Below are 13,767 nucleotides of genomic sequence, written 5' to 3'. Positions count from 1 at the left end.
CCCCTCCACGCGCGGGGCGGGCCGGACCGGCTGCCTAGTCTCCAGGAATGTACGGTCTGCGCCTGTCGCACCTCGACCCGGCCGCCGCGGGTGCCCTGAGCGTCATCTCCTACTTCGACCGGCTGGTGGAGAACCACTCGGACCCCGACGCCCTGACCAGGGCCGCCGCCCTGCTCGCGGAGTGCCCGGCCGGGACGGCGGACCACCGCCGCGCGGCGGACCACCGCTACGACCCCGACGCGTGCGCGCTGCCGCCCGGCGAGGCGGTGCGCACCAGCAGCCGCGCGGTCGTCGTCGACGGGCGGACGGTGGGCGAGGTCTGGCTGGAACGGGCCGGGTGCGCCTGGTCGCTCGACGGGCTGGTGCTCGAACGGCTGGCGCTCGCCGCGGCGTTGGCCTTCGAGCGCTCCGATCCCCTCTCCGACCCGTCGCACTCGCCGCAGTGGGGCGATCCGGCCCTGGTGCAGGTCGCGCTCTCCACGCGGGGCCCCGAGGCGGAGCGGTCGCGGGCCCTGCACCTGCTGGGCCTGCACCCGGACGAGCCGCTGCGGGCCGTCGCCGTCGTGGCGACGGACGCGGCCGTCATGCGGAGGGCGCTGGGTTCCTGCGCGCGGGCACTGAGCGCGGCCCACCCGCGGCTCGGCCGCCCGGCCCCGTTCGGCGCCCTGTGGTCCACCGTCGGGGCGATCCTGCTCCCCGCTCCCGCCGACGCGGGCGCCGGGTGCCCGGCGCTGCCGGAGGGGGCGACGGCCTGCCTGCCGGACGACGTGGCGGTCGGGGCGGGCCCGTCGGGCACGGCGGCCCAACTGCCGGACTCCTGGGCCCAGGCGCGGCGCGCGGCGCGGTTCGCGGGCCTCGGCCCCACCTGGCCGAACGCGGTGGACGCCACCGAACTGGGCACCGTGGCCCTGCTCGCGGACATCCCGAGAGACGCCGCCCTCGCCCACCCCGACACCGCGGCCCTCGCCGGGCTGGGCGGCGAGGACCTCGCCACCCTGGACGCGGTGTGCCGCACCCCTTCGGTCCGGGCCGCGGCCCAACTCCTCTACCTGCACCACAGCTCCGTCGCACAGCGCGTCACCCGCATCGAGGAGACCCTGGGCTTCCGGATCTCCGGCCCGCACGGGCGGCAGCGCGCGCAGACCGCGCTGCTGCTCCGCCAGTTGAACACTTCGGGGTCTTCACCGCTCGGACTTTCGTCGTTTTGAAGCACTCGCTTCAAAATGTGCTAGCGTCCTCAACGTGGAGTCGAGGGCGCCGCACGTCCGGTTTATGGACCCGACTCAGAGACCACCGATCCCCGAAGCACTGGAGGGCCTCCCAATGGCGCTCGACCCGAAAACCACAGATCCAGGACGGGCCGGGAAGATGCCGCTCGCCGTCTACGTCCTCGGACTCGGCATCTTCACCCAGGGCACCTCGGAGTTCATGCTCTCCGGCCTGCTGCCCAACATGGCCGACGACCTCGGCGTCTCCATCCCCGACGCCGGCCTGCTCATCTCGGCCTTCGCCATCGGCATGGTCGTCGGAGCGCCCCTGCTGGCCGTCGCCACGCTGAGCTGGCCGCGCCGCACCGCGCTGGTCGCGCTCCAGGCCGTCTTCATCGCCGCCCACGTGGTCGGCGCCATAGCGCCCGGCTACGGAGTGCTGTTCGCCACCCGCATCGTCAGCGCGCTGGCCTACGCCGGATTCTGGGGCGTCGCCGTGGCCACGGCCGTGAGCATGGTCCCGCTGGCCGCCAAGGGCAAAGCCGTCGCGATCGTCGCCAGCGGACTCACCCTCGCCACCATCGTGGGCGTCCCGGCCGGCACCGTCCTGAGCCAGTTCGCGGGCTGGCGCGCGGCGTTCTGGGCCGTCGCCGTCCTCACCCTCGCGAGCCTCGTCTGCTCGGCGGTCGCCATCCCCGGCGGCAAGGGCACCACGGAGGAGACCCGTACGGTCAAGTCCGAACTGCGCGCCATGGCCCGGCCGCAGCTGTGGCTCTCCTACGCCATCACGGCCTTCGCCTTCGGCGCCGTCATCGTCACCTTCAGCTACCTCGCCTCGGTGCTCACCGACGTCACCGGCCTCTCCGAGGGCTGGGTCCCGGCCATCCTCGCCCTGTTCGGCGTCGGCGGACTCATCGGCATGACGATCGGCGGCCGCGTCGCCGAGTCGCACCCGATCCGCACCCTCGCCCTCGGCCTCGGCGGCCTGATCGTCGCCTCCGTGGTGCTCGCGCTGACGGCGCAGAACGTGGTGATCACGGTCGTGGCGGTCTTCGTCCTGGGCCTGGCCGGCTACGTCACCAACCCGATCCTGCAGTCCCGCGTCTTCACCGTCGCACCCGGCGCCCCGACCCTCGTCGGCGCCACCAACACCTCCGCCTTCAACGTCGGGAACACCCTGGCGCCGCTGCTGGGCGGCCTGGCCATCAGCGCCGACTGGGGCTACGAGTCCGTGGCGTGGGTCGGTGCCGCCCTCGCCGTGCTCGGCCTCCTGGGCACGCTGTGGGCGGGCGCTCTCCAGCGCCGCACGGACGACACGACGGCCGCCGCACCGGAACTGCGGCAGGAGCTCGCAGGGGCCGACGCCTGACACCCCCGAACAGGCCGCCTCTGCGCACTGTGCCCCGGTCCCCCGCTGCGCGGGACCGGGGCACACGTGCGTGTGGAGCGCGCCGCGTCAGGCGGTGATGCCGCCGTCGATGACGAGGTCGTGGCCGAGCGCGAAACCGGACTCCTCGGAGGCCAGCCACAGCACCGCGCCCGCGCCCTCCTCGACGCTGCCGATGCGGCCGAGCGGGAACATCCCCTTGGCGCGCTCGGTGCGTTCGGCCTCCGTCTCGCCCTCCAGCAGGGACATGGGCGTGTCCATCGAGGAGGGGCTGAGCGTGTTGACCCGGATGCCGTCGGCCGCGTACTCCCGGGCCGCGTTGCGGCCCAGCGCCGCGACGGCGGCCTTGCTCGCCCCGTACGCGCCGGCGCCCGGAATGGTCAGGTGCGCGCCCACCACGGAACCCACGTTCACGATCACCCCGCCGCCGGCGGCCCGCATGTGGCGCACCTCGTGCTTCATCGAGAGCCAGGTGCCGACGACGTTGATGCCCAGGGTCCTGACCAGCGTCTCCTCGTCGAGGTCGGCCAGCTCCGCGGGCTCGGGGAGGTAACCCGCGTTGTTGACCGCGATGTCGAGGGCGCCGTGCCGCTCGACGACGGTGTCGACCAGGCGCTCCACGTCCGCGGCGACGGCGATGTCGGCCGTGACGGCGCTGCCGCTGCCGCCCGCCTCCTCGATCAGCCGGACCGTCTCCGCCAGGTTCCCGGCCGTCCGCCCGGCGACCACCACGGTGGCGCCCTCCCGGGCGAAGGCCAGGGCGGTGGCGCGGCCTATGCCCGAGCCGCCACCGGTGACGAGTGCGACCTTGCCTGCGAATCGAGCGGTCATGTTCCCATCCATTCCTCGTGCGTTGTCGCGTCGGCGCAGCGCGCCGTGCCCTCACCACCCTGACCGCCCCGCGCCCCGCTGCCATCCCGTATTCACGGGTGCGATGCACGGAAATCACGGGATCACGTGATGCCAAAAACGGGCGCACGACGTGGAGTAGAAGCCCTGGCAGGAAGGGAGAGGGGAACACACGTGAGCTTCGAGGAGTCCGAGGACATCGTCTACATCCCGCCGAAGGCGGGGCCGAAGCGCTGGGTCTTCGGCGACCACTACACGATCAAGGCGGACGAGGAGAACACGCACGGTTCCCTGGGGCTGATCGAGGCCCTCGTGCCACCGGGCGGCGGCCCGCCGCTGCACATCCACCACGACTCCGACGAGGCGTTCTACCTCATCGAGGGCGAGCTGGAGATCTCCAACGAGAAGCTCTCGCAGACCGTCGGCGCCGGCGCGTTCATCTTCGTCCCGCGCGGCAAGGTGCACGCCTTCAAGAACGTCAGCGACACCACCTGCAAGATGCTGATCATCTTCACTCCCGGCGGCTTCGAGCGCTTCTTCAAGGAGCTGGGTGTCTCCGCCGACGACGGCCGCCCCGCACCGGAGGCGGCGCAGTACGCCGAGGACGTGGAGAAGGCCGCACGCATCGTCGCCCGATACGCCGCCGAATATGTCTGAGAGCACCGGTGACATGCCTGAGAGCACCCTTACGGAACCGGCGGAACCGCGCGGCCTGACCGCCGAGGAAGTGGATTCCTACCTCCGCCGCATCGGCGCCAAGCCCCCCGAGCGCCCCGACTCCGCCGCCCTGCGCGAACTCCACGAGCGCCACGTCCTCTCCGTGCCCTTCGAGAACGTCGACTTCGCCTTCGGCAGGCCCAGCACGCCGATCGGCCTCGGGGCCCCGGCCCTGGAGAAGATCGTCGGACGGGAGCGGGGCGGCTGCTGCTACGAACTCAACGGCGCCTTCTACGAATTGCTGCGCGCCCTGGGATTCGGCGTGGAGCTGCTCCCCGGACGGGTGCTGGAGGACGGCGAACTCGGGCCGCTGCTCGGACACCTGACCCTCCGCGTGACCACCGAGGACACCCCCGAGCCCTGGCTCGTCGACGTCGGTTACGGCCGCGGCTTCCGGCACCCGATCCGCCTGGACGTCCGCGCGGAACAGCCCGACCCGCAAGGGACGTTCCAGCTCGTACAGGCGCCCCACGGGGACCTGGACCTGCTGCGTGACGGCGAGCTCCAGTACCGGCTGGAGACCCGGCCGCGCGAGCTCGCGGACTTCGCGCCCACCGTGTGGTGGTTCCGCAGCGCGCCCACGTCCCCCTTCCTCGCCCGGCAGGTCTGCTCGCTGCCCACCGCCGACGGGCGGGTCACGCTCAGCGGCCGCACCCTCACCCGCACGGAGCGCGGAAACCGCGTCCAGGAGGTCCTGGCGGACGACGCGGCGGTGTTCGCGGCGTACCGGACCTGGTTCGGCGTCACCCTCGACGCCCTGCCGCCCGACGCCGACGCCGACGCCGACGCCGACGCCGACGACCAGCGGTAACAGCTCGTTTTGACGACTACGGAGATCCCCATGAACAACCCGTCCGGTCTGATCGACGTCCACCACCACGCGATCCCGCCGGCCTACCGGGAGGCACTCGGCGACAGCGTCGCCATCCCCGGCGTCGACTACCCCACCTGGACCCCCGAGGCCAGCCTGGAGGTCATGGACCGGCACGGCATCGCCGCGTCCGTCCTGTCCGTCACCGCCCCCGGCGTCAGCTTCCTGCACGGCGAGGACCGCGTCCGCATGGCCCGCCGGGTCAACGAGTACTACGCCTCGCTCATCGCCGAACACCCCACCCGCTTCGGCGCGTTCGCGATCCTGCCGCTCCCCGACGTCGCCGCCGCGAAGGACGAGCTGGCCTACGCGATCGACGAGCTGGGTCTCGACGGCGTCGGCATGCTCACCAGCTACGGCGACCGCTACCTCGGCGACCCCGAGTTCGAGCCGCTGCTCGCGGAGATCGCGGAGCGCGGGCTGCCGCTGCACGTCCACCCGGCCGCCCCGCCGGCCCAGGACCTGGCCACCTTCGACCTGCCGCCGTCGCTCTACGACTTCACCTTCGAGACCACCCGCACCGTGGTCAGCCTGCTCTTCAACGGCGTGCTGGAGCGGCTCCCGCACCTGAAGCTGATCGTCTCGCACGCGGGCGGCACCCTGCCCTTCCTCGCCAAGCGGCTCACCTACGGGCCCACCATCGGCAAGTACCTCACCGAGCGTGCCCCCGCCGACGTGATCGCCTCGTTGCGCGGCATCTACTACGACATCGCCATGTCGGCCAATGAATTCGCGCTGCCGGCACTCACGGAACTCGCCGCGCCGGACAAGATCCTCTTCGGCAGCGACTATCCCTTCATGCCCGCCGAGCACACCACCGAGAACGTCACCGGATTCCAGACCTACGCAGGCTGGAACGACCAGCAGCGCACGGCCATCGGCCGCGACAACGCGCTGGCGCTGTTCCCGCGGCTGGCGTAGGGATTGCGTGGCGGTGTCCTCGAAATCCCCCAACGGGCTGAATGCGCAGCCACATCAGCCATATCAGCCCGTTGGGGGCACCTCCCAGCGGTAGCTGGGGGAGTTCGAGGACACGCCCGAAGGGCGCCCCGCCGCAGGCGGCAAACGACCCGCAGACAACAACACACCACCTGACGAAGTGGCCCCTCCCAGATTGCAAGCGCTATCAGCGCCCCGCACAGTCGGATCCGCAAGCGGCGATCCTTGCCGACGAGCGGAACGACCGAGGAGAACTTCGTCATGCCCGCAGCAGTGTTGAATTCCGGATGGGCGAGCCTCACTCCCGCCGAATTGCGCGTGGCCCGGCTGGTCGCCGACGGTCTGACCAACCGGGCCGCCGCGGGCGTGCTCAGCATCTCCCCGCACACCGTCGACACCCACCTGCGGCACATCTTCGCCAAGCTCCAGATATCCGGCCGCGTCGCGCTGACGCGCCTCGTCCTGCTCCACGAGGGCGGCCTGGCGGTGTCGGCGTGACCCGTGTCCTCGTGCTCAACGGACCCGACCTCGGCCGCCTCGGCCTGCGGGAACCGCACGTCTACGGCTCACGCACGTACGCCGAGCTGGCGGCGGAGTGCGTACGGACCGGCAGCGGCCTCGGCCTGCGCGTCGAGGTCCGCCAGACCGAGTCGGAGGGCGAGCTCGTCGGGTGGCTGCACGAGGCCGCAGACGCGCACACACCGGTCGTCCTCAACCCGGCCGCTTTCACGCACTATTCCTATGCGGTGCGCGACGCCGTGGCCATGCTTTCGGCGCCCGTCATCGAAGTGCACCTTTCCAACCCCCACGCGCGGGAGCCTTTCCGGCACGTCTCCGTGGTTTCTCCCGTCGTCACGGCGACCATCGCGGGCCTGGGATTCGGCTCCTATCGGCTCGCTCTTCAGGCGATGGCCGAGGCCGTCGCCGACACGGCCGCGTGAACGGTTCCTGACGAAGTCGCACCCGCTCGGTTGAAGCCGGGGCCGTCGAGCGGCCAATGTCGCATCAGCACATTCCGGCAGCACCGACCGCCCGCCGTGCGCGACGCATTCCGTGCGCAACGAATCAGGAGAAGCACGATGCCGTTCATCGGGAGCGAACCGGACCGGCGCGCCACCCACGCGGAACGGGGCGCGCACCACCTGGACCGGCGGCCCGTACTCCCCCGGCGGGCCGCCACCGACCGCGGCAGGTTCTCCGCCGACCGAACGGAGAGCCTGCCGCACCTCGGACACGGCCAACTCGCCATGAACACCACCGAGTTCCTCGGGGCCTCCGCGTGACCGGCCACGAGCTGCGCCGCCTGGCCTCGTCCGGCGTCTCCGTCCGGCTCACCGGCCTCGACCGCACCCGGCGGGCCGGCGGCGGCCTGGCCGCGCTCGTCCGCGACCAGCACGTCACCGGCGCCACCTCCGACCCGGCCGCCCTGGCCGCGTCCCTCGCGGACAGCGGCGCCTACGACGACCTGCTGCGCGCCCTGGCAGCGCGCGGAGTCACCGCCGACGCGGCCGTACGCACGCTGACCGCCGAGGACGCCCGCTCGGCGTGCGACGCCCTGGCACCCGTCCACCGGGAGACCGACGGCGCCGACGGACACGTCTCCGTCGCGCTCGACGCCAGGCTCGCCCGGGACGCGGAAGCCACTGTCCAGCAGGCCCGCGCACTCGTCCGGGAGGTCGGCCGGCCCAACGCGACGGTCGAGATCCCCGCCACCGACGAGGGCCTGGGCGCCGTCACCGCCTGCCTGGCCGAAGGCATCGGCGTCAACGTCACCCTGCTCTTCTCACCCGAGCGCTACGACCAGGCGCGGGAAGCCCACCTGGCCGGGCTGGAGCAGGCCCTGGCAGCGGGCCGCGCACTCGGCCCGATCGCCTCCGCCGCGGCCTTCCCCCTCGGCCGTATCGACGCGGCCGTGGACACCCTCCTCGACCGCGCGGGCGTCGGCGCCTCGGAGGCGAAGGCGCTGCGTGGCACCGCCGCGCTCGCCGTCGCACGGCTGGCCCACGAGCGCTTCACCGCGCACCTGACCACACCGCGCTGGCAGCACCTCGCCGCGCACGGCGCACGGCCGCAGCGGCTGCTGTGGGCCTCGGACACCGTGCCGGAGCCCGGCCCGCGCGCCACCCGCCGCATCACCGAACTGGCCGTTCCGGGCACGGCGCACACCATGCCCGAGGCCACAATGCGGGCGGTGGCCGCGCACGGCGCGGTCGTCCCCCGCACCTGGACCCGGCACTCCTACGACGCCTCCCGCAAGAAGCTCGCCTACCTGAAGTCGTTCGGCATCGGCTTCGCGGACGTCGCCTCGGCACTCGAAGAAGAGGGCCTGAAGAAATCCCACGCGTCGTGGCACTCGCTGCTCGACGCGGTGTCACCGGCACTCGACGAAGGACGGTCATGACGAACAGCGTCACGACTCACCTACCGCACTCTCCCCTGACGGCCCGCATCCCCGGCTCGAAGAGCATCACCAACCGCGCCCTGCTGCTCGCGGCGGCCGCCGTCGGCACCACCCGGCTGCGGGCCCCGCTCGTCAGCGAGGACACGCTCGCCTTCCGTACGGCGCTGTCCGCGCTCGGCTTCCGCGTCACGGCCGGCCCGGACGACGAGGTGTGGGAGGTGACCGGCAACGGCAGAGGCCCGGTGGGCAAGGCCCACGTCTGGTGCGCCGACGCCGGGACCGCGGCCCGCTTCCTGCCGCCCTTCGCGGGCACCGGCTCCGGCGAATTCACCTTCGACGGCACCGACCAGCTGCGCGCCCGCCCGCTGTGGCCGCTGACCGACTCCCTGGTGGAGCTGGGCGCCAGGGTGCGCACGGCGCCCGAGGGCGGGCTGCCGCTGGTGGTGGAGTCCGAGGGCCTGTACGGCGGCCGGATCAGCCTCGACTCCTCGCTGAGCAGCCAGTACCTGACCGGCCTGATGATGTCGGCGCCCCTGATGCACACCCCGCTGACCCTCTCGGCCCGCGAGCTCGTCAGCCGCCCGTACATCGACATGACGCTGGCCCTGATGCGCCGCTTCGGCGCGAAGGTGACCGAGAACGCCACCGGCACCATCCGGATCGACCCGGGCGACTACACCGCCGTCGACATGGCCGTCGAGCCGGACGCCTCCACCGCCTCGTACGTCTTCGCCGCGGCCGCGGTGACCGGCACCGCCGTCACCGTGCCCGGCCTCGGCCGCGACAGCCTCCAGGGCGACCTCCGCTTCGTGGACGTCCTGCGCAGGACGGGCGCGCGGGTCGACATCGGCGAGCGGGCGACCACGGTCACCGGCACCGGCAGGCTGCGCGGCGGCTTCTGCGTCGACATGGGCGAGATCTCCGACACCTTCATGACGCTCGCCGCGATCGCACCGCTCGCCGACGCCCCCATCACCATCCGCGGCATCGCCCACGCCCGCCTCAAGGAGTCGGACCGCATCGCCGCCGTCGCCCGCAACCTGGGCGCCCTGGGCGTGCGCACCGAGGTCGGCCAGGACCGGATCACCATCGAGCCCGCCGAGGCCGTGGGCACACGGATCGCCTGCTACCGCGACCACCGGATCGGCATGGCCTTCTCCGTACTCGGCCTGCGCGTCCCCGGCATCACCCTCGACGACCCCGCCTGCGTGGGCAAGACCTTCCCCGGCTTCCACACCGAACTCCACCGCCTCTTCCCCGGCCACACCGTGCCCGCCACGGATGTGTCCGGAGCCTGAGGCCACGAGCGACCCCTCGACCCCTGAGCAACGAAGGAAGAAAGATGGCGGAGATCCTCATCGCCGGCGGTGGCATCGGCGGCCTCGCGGCGGCCCTCGGCATCGCACGGAACAGCGGCGGCCACCACGTCACCGTCCTCGAACGCCGCGACGTCTTCAGCGAATTGGGCGCGGGCATCCAGCTGGGCCCGAACGCCTTCCACGCCCTGGACCGCCTCGGCGTGGGCGACGAGGTGCGCGAACGCGCCGTGCACATCGACGAGTTGCGCCTCATGGACGGCACCACCGACGAGCGCATCGCCGTCATGCCGCTCACCGGCGGCTACCGCGAGCGCTTCGGCAACCCGTACGCCGTCGTCCACCGCGGCGACCTCTACGAGGCCCTCCTCGACGCCTGCCGCGCCACACCGGCCATCACGCTGGCGGCGGGCTTCACCGTCACCTCGTACGAGCAGGACACGGCGGGCGTCACCGCGGTCACCGACACCGGCCGCCGCTTCACCGGCGCGGCCCTGATCGGCGCCGACGGCATCCGCTCGGCGATCCGGCGGCAGCTCGTCGGCGACGGGGAGCCGCGGGTCTCCGGCCACACGATCTACCGCTCCGTGATCCCGATGGAGCTGGTACCGGAGGAGCTGCGCTGGAACACGGTCACGCTGTGGGCCGGTCCCAAGTGGCACTTCGTGCACTACCCCATCGCGGGCGGTACGCACCTGAACCTCGCGGCCACCCGCGACGACGGCGCGCGCGACGCGGTCGTGGGCCGCCCGGCCGAACGCGACCACGTGATCGGCCGGTTCCCGGAGCTGGGCGAGACGGCCCGCCGCCTCCTGGAGCTGGGCGCGGACTGGAAGGAATGGGTGCTGTGCGACCGGGACCCGGTCGACACCTGGACGGACGGCCGCGTGGCCCTGCTCGGCGACGCCGCCCACCCGATGCTCCAGTACGCGGCCCAGGGCGCGTGCATGGCCCTGGAGGACGCCGTGGTGATCGGCTCCCTCCTCGACGGCCCGGCGGAGGACACCGCCCAGCGCCTGGAGAAGTACAACGCCGAGCGCCGCGACCGCACGTCCAGGACCCAGCTGGTCGCCCGGGAGATGGGCACCCAGCTCTACCACCCGTCGGGCCCGGAGGCCCAGGCCCGCAACGCGATGATGTCCGCCCTCTCCGAGGACGACCTCTACGACAAGGTGGCGTGGCTGCACGGGGAGCGCGTCACAGCCTGACACCCGAACACCCGATCGAATACGGTGCGCCGGCATCCGCCCCACCACCCACCCACCGGCGCACCCCCATCCGCTACCCTGTTCTGGGCCACCCCCAGCGGTGGCCACGCCTCCGTAGCTCAGGGGATAGAGCACCGCTCTCCTAAAGCGGGTGTCGGCAGTTCGAATCTGCCCGGGGGCACTTCGTAGTAACGCGCTGACCTGGGGCTTCTCCCCAGGGAGGCGTTCTATTCGGCCTCGGACTCCTCGTCCGGGGCCGTTTGCGTGAGCGGAGCAGATGGGAAGTTGTCCTCCCGGCGTTTCGCCAGCCGGATCAGCATCGTCCGGAAGAGAATTTCAGGCGGCGCTTCTCCACTCCGCAGGGCGCTCGGGCTCCGCCCCGGGAGCGGTGTTCCCGAGGGCAGCGGCAGGCAGACGTTGTCGGCGTGATACGGCCCTGGGCGAAACGCCGTCGGTGGTCATGGACCCCGCCATCGGCGGAGCTGTTCCCGGAGCGGCGCGACACCGGAACAGGGATGGAGGAGGCCCCGATGACCTGGATGTACACCAGTAATGATGGTCCGGCGTCCCCGGGTCCCGCAGGGACAGTACGCTGATTCCAGCGGGATCAGGCCCGCCTGACGGGTGTCCGGGAGGAGCGTCATGACTGCCGAGACAGTGGCCCCTGCATGGATGCACGAGCAGATCACGGCGGAGCAGTACGACTCCTGGTCCGAGGAGCAGTGCGCGGGGATCGAGATCGTGGACGGGATGGTCGTCGTGAGTCCGAGTGCGTCCAAGCGGCACAACCGCCTCGCCCGGATCCTGGCGAACGCACTGGATGCGGCGGCCGGGCCGGACTGGAACGCCGACACGGACTTCGATGTCCGCCTCCAGGACGTGCCGCTCACCAACCGCCGGCCAGACGTCGTGATCTATCGGGCGGACACTATCGACGTCACACCCACTCGGCCCGAGCATGTGCTGTTGGTGGCCGAGGTCGTCTCGCCAGGGTCGGAGACCACTGACCGGATCGTGAAAGTGGACCAGTACGCCAAGGCTGGTATCGCGTTCTACTGGCGGATCGAGCAGGCCGCCACCGGCGTTCCGCTGATCTACACCTATGTCCTCGACCCGGCGACCAGCAGTTACCGGACCGGCGACATGTTCACCGGTGTCGTCAAAGTCTCCGCTCCCTTCATCGTGGAGATCGACCTCGGCCAGGTCTGACGTCGGACTCAGGCGTCAGCGGGGCAAGCCTCGGCGCGTGGGCGATGTGTGAGCGGACGGCGAAGCGCCGGCCGTCACGAACGAGATGAAGCATCATGCCGGGCCCTGCCGACCTGCACGGACAGCAGCACCCGGCACAACCGAGCACCACCCGGCAAGGATTCGATCCCACTCCTGAAGCGGGTGCCGGCAGTTCGAATCCGCCCGGGGCACCACGGTGGACATGGTCCACACGCCGTAAGGGCCGGTTCAGAGAGGTGATCCTCTGTACCGGCCCTTCGCTGTCGCCTCCCCCGAAGACCGAGCCGTCACGGGCCTCTCCACCTCATCGAGCTCGTCAACCCCCGGCCCCGCCGGGGGAGGTGACCGGTCCACGGCGTGATCGACTCTTGCGAGCAGGGCGTCTGGCCATGACCATGACCACATGGCGGATGAACGGTGCGTGCACGATCTTGTGGTGGGCCAGTGCACCGAGTGCGCTCCCGTACCCCGAGGGCTGACCGGCCGGGTGTTCATCACCCAGGGCGGATCGGTCTTCCACCGCACCACGGATTGCGAAGCGCTGCACGACGGACAACGGAAGGCCCGGCGTTTCGGCCGGGACACTCACGACCCGCGCGATGTGGCTCTTCCCGTGGCGATGGCGGATGGGCACGGGGCCTGCATCCCGTGTTTCCCCGCGTTTCACCCCTCGGCCGACACGAAGCCGTGCCAGGTGCTCGTCGGAGGCGATTGGGTGCCGGGGCTGCTCACCCAGTGGCGGCGGGGTGCCGACCGCCGGTGGTCCGGCGTGGTGACGTACGTCGTCGACGGCGAGCAGGTGACCGGCGTCAAGGACCAGGCGGAGCTCCGGCCGGCGTAGTGCGGTGCCCCGCCCTCCCCAGGAGGTGCGAGCCGGCCAAGCTCGCCCGCGTGGAGCCGTCATGGCGGGCACGAACACACAAATCCCCCTCACCAAAGGGGCTTTCACGATGGCATCACCGGGTGACGGCCGGTCGTGTCAGGACGGTGGTGCCTTGAGGTCGTTGATGGTCAGGTCCGAGAGGCGGACCGAATACCAGACGTCCTGGGACCTGCCGCCGGACCAGTGCTCGGTGAGGACGACCGTGGAGTGGCCCGCGCCGCTGCCCTCGTAGCGGGTGGTCCAGGAGGCGGGGACGTTCTGGGCCTGGAAGACGGGGTCGGCGTCGTGCTTGAGGGCCCAGGCGTCGAGGCGCTTGTCCAGGTCGGGCGTGAGGTAGCGGGCGCGGACCTGGGCGGGGGTCGAGCCACCCTTGTGGAGGACGGCCTGCCGGTAGTCGCGGAAGAAGGAGTTGACGCGGACCTCGGCCCGCGACTGCTGGGCAGCTGTGACGGAAGAGGCGGAGGGGGTGTCCGCGGCCTGTGCGGAGAGGGAGAGCGGACCGGTCAGCAGGACGGCGGCGACGGCCGCGGCGGCGCAAAGCCTCGTACGGTTCGGCATATTCATGAAGTAAGCACGTACCCATAAATCCACACATCACTCACTTGGGTGGGCGGCGCAGGCCTCGACGAAGATCACTCCCTCCGATCGGATCGTCTGAAGTCGACTAAAGTCGGATTCCTTACTGCTGGTTGTGGGGCCAGTACGCGGTCCGGGGCGCCGGGGCGTCCCGAGGGGAGGGCATGTTTCCGCATGAGTCG

At 71.6% G+C, this 13,767-nt stretch carries 15 protein-coding genes and 1 tRNA gene; 14 read left to right on the top strand and 2 right to left on the bottom strand.

The features are described 5' to 3' along the window. Window positions 1-47: 47 nt before the first annotated feature. Both AB0435_RS22650 and AB0435_RS22645 read left to right on the top strand, forming a co-directional pair. Complete coding sequence (locus AB0435_RS22650; protein WP_366005939.1) at window positions 48-1,208, top strand: helix-turn-helix domain-containing protein; 1,161 nt, start codon at window positions 48-50, stop codon at window positions 1,206-1,208. A 160-nt stretch (window positions 1,209-1,368) separates the two neighbouring features. Beyond that, window positions 1,369-2,577 (top strand): Cmx/CmrA family chloramphenicol efflux MFS transporter, encoded by a 1,209-nt coding sequence (locus AB0435_RS22645; protein WP_366005940.1) that lies wholly within the window; start codon window positions 1,369-1,371, stop codon window positions 2,575-2,577. Between the two features lie 87 nt (window positions 2,578-2,664). On the opposite strand, the gene AB0435_RS22640 is transcribed toward AB0435_RS22645, so the two are convergent. After that, a complete protein-coding gene (locus tag AB0435_RS22640; protein WP_366005941.1) occupies window positions 2,665-3,426 on the bottom strand; it encodes a glucose 1-dehydrogenase in 762 nt (253 codons plus the stop codon). 192 nt (window positions 3,427-3,618) lie between these two features. Between AB0435_RS22640 and AB0435_RS22635 the strand changes: the two genes are divergently transcribed. The 12 genes from AB0435_RS22635 (at window position 3,619) to AB0435_RS22580 (ending at window position 12,967) form a co-directional block, all read left to right on the top strand. After that, window positions 3,619-4,101, top strand: a complete 483-nt coding sequence (locus tag AB0435_RS22635) for a cupin domain-containing protein (protein WP_366005943.1) — start codon at window positions 3,619-3,621, stop codon at window positions 4,099-4,101. Then, a complete protein-coding gene (locus AB0435_RS22630) occupies window positions 4,094-4,972 on the top strand; it encodes an arylamine N-acetyltransferase (protein WP_366427814.1) in 879 nt (292 codons plus the stop codon). The genes AB0435_RS22635 and AB0435_RS22630 overlap by 8 nt, the downstream gene beginning before the upstream one ends. Window positions 4,973-5,002: 30 nt before the next feature. Next, the gene (locus AB0435_RS22625) at window positions 5,003-5,953 is read left to right on the top strand and encodes an amidohydrolase family protein (protein ID WP_366005945.1); all 951 of its coding nucleotides are present in this window, start codon (window positions 5,003-5,005) and stop codon (window positions 5,951-5,953) included. Between the two features lie 279 nt (window positions 5,954-6,232). Beyond that, the gene (locus AB0435_RS22620) at window positions 6,233-6,469 is read left to right on the top strand and encodes a helix-turn-helix transcriptional regulator (protein WP_366005946.1); all 237 of its coding nucleotides are present in this window, start codon (window positions 6,233-6,235) and stop codon (window positions 6,467-6,469) included. Beyond that, window positions 6,466-6,912 (top strand): type II 3-dehydroquinate dehydratase, encoded by a 447-nt coding sequence (gene aroQ / locus AB0435_RS22615; protein ID WP_366005947.1) that lies wholly within the window; start codon window positions 6,466-6,468, stop codon window positions 6,910-6,912. Before AB0435_RS22620 ends, aroQ begins: the two co-directional genes overlap by 4 nt. Window positions 6,913-7,050: 138 nt before the next feature. Continuing rightward, complete coding sequence (locus AB0435_RS22610; RefSeq protein WP_366005948.1) at window positions 7,051-7,254, top strand: hypothetical protein; 204 nt, start codon at window positions 7,051-7,053, stop codon at window positions 7,252-7,254. Further along, a complete protein-coding gene (gene tal, locus AB0435_RS22605; RefSeq protein ID WP_366427813.1) occupies window positions 7,251-8,372 on the top strand; it encodes a transaldolase in 1,122 nt (373 codons plus the stop codon). The genes AB0435_RS22610 and tal overlap by 4 nt, the downstream gene beginning before the upstream one ends. Further along, window positions 8,369-9,670, top strand: a complete 1,302-nt coding sequence (gene aroA / locus AB0435_RS22600) for a 3-phosphoshikimate 1-carboxyvinyltransferase (protein ID WP_366005950.1) — start codon at window positions 8,369-8,371, stop codon at window positions 9,668-9,670. Before tal ends, aroA begins: the two co-directional genes overlap by 4 nt. Before the next feature lie 44 nt (window positions 9,671-9,714). Further along, complete coding sequence (locus AB0435_RS22595) at window positions 9,715-10,896, top strand: 3-hydroxybenzoate 6-monooxygenase (RefSeq protein WP_366005951.1); 1,182 nt, start codon at window positions 9,715-9,717, stop codon at window positions 10,894-10,896. Between the two features lie 108 nt (window positions 10,897-11,004). Then, window positions 11,005-11,077 (top strand) — tRNA-Arg (locus AB0435_RS22590). A gap of 461 nt (window positions 11,078-11,538) precedes the next feature. Further along, on the top strand, window positions 11,539-12,105 hold the full coding sequence (locus AB0435_RS22585) for a Uma2 family endonuclease (RefSeq protein ID WP_366005952.1): 567 nt from the start codon (window positions 11,539-11,541) through the stop codon (window positions 12,103-12,105). Window positions 12,106-12,529: 424 nt separating this feature from the next. After that, window positions 12,530-12,967, top strand: a complete 438-nt coding sequence (locus AB0435_RS22580) for a hypothetical protein (protein WP_366427812.1) — start codon at window positions 12,530-12,532, stop codon at window positions 12,965-12,967. A gap of 138 nt (window positions 12,968-13,105) precedes the next feature. Here AB0435_RS22580 and AB0435_RS22575 read toward each other — a convergent pair whose 3' ends face one another. Next, complete coding sequence (locus AB0435_RS22575; RefSeq protein WP_366427811.1) at window positions 13,106-13,573, bottom strand: hypothetical protein; 468 nt, start codon at window positions 13,571-13,573, stop codon at window positions 13,106-13,108. Between the last annotated feature and the right edge of the window lie 194 nt (window positions 13,574-13,767).

This window comes from Streptomyces sp. NPDC051173 (assembly GCF_040689515.1).
In the GTDB taxonomy this organism is placed as follows: domain Bacteria; phylum Actinomycetota; class Actinomycetes; order Streptomycetales; family Streptomycetaceae; genus Streptomyces.
Note: the sequence above shows the minus strand (reverse complement) of the source record. Positions and strands in the feature narration are given on the sequence as shown.

Coding starts and splice junctions, on each gene's coding strand:
- AB0435_RS22575 (WP_366427811.1), bottom strand. CDS start 13,573: ATGAATATGCCGAACCGTACGAGGCTTTGCGCCGCCGCGGCCGTCGCC.
- AB0435_RS22595 (WP_366005951.1), top strand. CDS start 9,715: ATGGCGGAGATCCTCATCGCCGGCGGTGGCATCGGCGGCCTCGCGGCG.
- aroA (WP_366005950.1), top strand. CDS start 8,369: ATGACGAACAGCGTCACGACTCACCTACCGCACTCTCCCCTGACGGCC.
- AB0435_RS22585 (WP_366005952.1), top strand. CDS start 11,539: ATGACTGCCGAGACAGTGGCCCCTGCATGGATGCACGAGCAGATCACG.
- AB0435_RS22645 (WP_366005940.1), top strand. CDS start 1,369: ATGCCGCTCGCCGTCTACGTCCTCGGACTCGGCATCTTCACCCAGGGC.
- AB0435_RS22620 (WP_366005946.1), top strand. CDS start 6,233: ATGCCCGCAGCAGTGTTGAATTCCGGATGGGCGAGCCTCACTCCCGCC.
- AB0435_RS22580 (WP_366427812.1), top strand. CDS start 12,530: ATGGCGGATGAACGGTGCGTGCACGATCTTGTGGTGGGCCAGTGCACC.
- AB0435_RS22640 (WP_366005941.1), bottom strand. CDS start 3,426: ATGACCGCTCGATTCGCAGGCAAGGTCGCACTCGTCACCGGTGGCGGC.
- AB0435_RS22650 (WP_366005939.1), top strand. CDS start 48: ATGTACGGTCTGCGCCTGTCGCACCTCGACCCGGCCGCCGCGGGTGCC.
- AB0435_RS22610 (WP_366005948.1), top strand. CDS start 7,051: ATGCCGTTCATCGGGAGCGAACCGGACCGGCGCGCCACCCACGCGGAA.
- AB0435_RS22625 (WP_366005945.1), top strand. CDS start 5,003: ATGAACAACCCGTCCGGTCTGATCGACGTCCACCACCACGCGATCCCG.
- AB0435_RS22630 (WP_366427814.1), top strand. CDS start 4,094: ATGTCTGAGAGCACCGGTGACATGCCTGAGAGCACCCTTACGGAACCG.